Origin of the sequence: Dyadobacter sp. (genome assembly GCF_051859145.1) — a bacterium.
GTDB lineage: Bacteria > Bacteroidota > Bacteroidia > Cytophagales > Spirosomataceae > Dyadobacter.
On sequence record NZ_JBHYGF010000049.1, the window covers coordinates 1 to 2,264 of the forward strand.

Sequence of the window (2,264 nt, forward strand, 5' to 3'; positions counted from 1 at the left end):
GCTGCTGGTGGCCACAGCCACGGTGGTGGAATGGGCGGAATGATGTAATTCCAATCTCATCTGATAAAAGAAAAACCGTCGGGATATCCTGACGGTTTTTTGTTGTTAATGAATTTTGAAATATCCGCTTGAAAACTTTCGGCGGCTATCTGCGATACTCAACGTTATGAAAAACTTCCCTATTTAGACGTACATCCGGAAGTTTGGTCACATTTTTTGAGCTATTTATTTTATTGGTCACGAAAGCATCTGTCCGTCCTGCATCACAAGGCGCCTGTCGGCCATTTCTGCAAGATCTTCGTTGTGTGTTACAATGATAAATGCCTGCCCGAATTCATTCCGTAGCTTGAAGAAAAGCTGGTGCAGCTCCAATGCATTGTGTGAATCTAGGTTACCGCTTGGCTCGTCGGCGAGTACAATCGCAGGATTATTCAAAAGTGCCCTGGCCACTGCCACGCGCTGCTGCTCGCCGCCTGAAAGCTGCGAGGGTAAATGGTCCATCCGGCTGGATAAACCCAACATCGCAAGCAGCTCCTTCCCTCTTTCTATGATCTGCTTTTCGTTCGTATTTCCATTGATATACCCGGGCATACATACGTTTTCCAATGCTGTAAACTCGGCTAGCAGATTATGAAACTGAAATATAAAGCCTATTTTTTCATTCCGGAACCGTGCCAGGTCTTTGTCTTTCTGGCCAAAAACATTCACCCCGTCGATAATCACTTCACCCTCTTCGGGCCTGTCCAAAGTCCCCAGAATATGCAGGAAAGTACTTTTCCCTGCACCCGACGGACCGACAATAGCCACCACTTCCCCCTTTTTAACTTCCAGATCAATTCCCTTCAAAACCTGTAAAGAACCATAAGTGCGACGGATCCCGTTCGCCTGAAGTAAATTCATGATCTGAATGAAGATAATTGAGCTTATTCCTTCGCCCGTTTTGATTAATTCCTTAATTTGCCTCGAAAATACCAATTTACTTTTATACTCATGAATATTCACGAATATCAAGGCAAAAGCGTTCTTAAAAAATACGGTGTGCGTATTCAGGAAGGACTCGTAGCCGACACTCCCGATAAAGCGGTGGAAGTAGCACGCGAGTTGAGCCAGCAAACAGGCACCAAATGGTATGTAGTTAAATCCCAGATTCATGCCGGTGGCCGTGGTAAAGGCCGCATCGTTGGTACTGAGCAGCGCGGTGTTGCTCTTGCGAAATCAGTGGAAGATGTAAGAACAATTTCAAACAATATTCTGGGTAAAGTATTGGTGACACACCAAACCGGACCGGACGGAAAACGCGTAAATAAAGTATTGATCGCGGAAGACGTTTACTATCCAGGTGTGAGCGAGCCAAAAGAATACTACCTATCTATTCTCCTGGACCGCGGCAGAAACTGCAACGTGATCATGGCCAGCACCGAAGGCGGTATGGACATCGAAGAAGTTGCGGAGCATACTCCTGAAAAAATCATGAAGGAATGGATCGATCCAAAAGTTGGATTGCAGCCATTCCAGGCGCGTAAAGTTGCATTTGCTCTTGGTCTTGAAGGCGATGCATTCAAGGAAATGGTGAAATTCATCACCTCACTTTACAAAGCTTACGTAGAAAGTGACTCATCGATGTTCGAAATCAACCCGGTTTTGAAAACATCAGATAATAAAATTCTTGCTGTTGACGCAAAAGTTGACCTGGATGACAACGCATTGTACCGTCACCCTGAATTGGCTGAAATGCGCGATACCAACGAAGAAGATCCTTTAGAAGTAGAAGCAGGTGCAAATAACCTGAACTACGTAAAACTGGACGGAAACGTAGGTTGCATGGTAAATGGCGCCGGACTAGCGATGGCGACTATGGATTTGATCAAGCTTTCAGGTGGCGAGCCTGCCAACTTCCTGGATGTTGGAGGTGGCGCGAATGCACGTACTGTGGAAGCCGGTTTCCGCATTATCCTGAAAGACCCGAATGTAAAAGCAATCCTGATCAACATTTTCGGCGGTATCGTTCGTTGCGACCGTGTAGCTGCCGGAGTTGTGGAAGCTTATAAGGCAATCGGCGAAATTCCTGTCCCTATCATCGTTCGTCTGCAAGGAACAAACGCAGAAGAAGGCGCAAGAATCATCAACGAATCCGGATTGAAAGTATCTTCTGCAATTGAGTTCAAAGAAGCTGCTGCAAAGGTATCTGAGGTGTTGGCTGAGCTGGGCGTTTAGATATTTGTAATGCCAAACGAAGGAAAAGCCAGCTTATGCTGGCTTTTTCG

Annotated in this window: 2 protein-coding genes; one reads left to right on the forward strand and one right to left on the reverse strand. The window is 46.0% G+C overall.

Features of this window, described 5'->3' with window-relative positions:
- Positions 1-237 precede the first annotated feature (237 nt).
- Positions 238-900, reverse strand: a complete 663-nt coding sequence (locus ACTIE6_RS04120; RefSeq protein ID WP_439555420.1) for an ABC transporter ATP-binding protein — start codon at positions 898-900, stop codon at positions 238-240.
- 90 nt (positions 901-990) lie between these two features.
- Between ACTIE6_RS04120 and sucC the strand changes: the two genes are divergently transcribed.
- Positions 991-2,214 carry an ADP-forming succinate--CoA ligase subunit beta gene (gene sucC, locus ACTIE6_RS04125; protein ID WP_056285604.1) on the forward strand — a complete coding sequence of 408 codons (1,224 nt, stop codon included), beginning with the start codon at positions 991-993 and terminating at the stop codon, positions 2,212-2,214.
- Positions 2,215-2,264 lie beyond the last annotated feature (50 nt).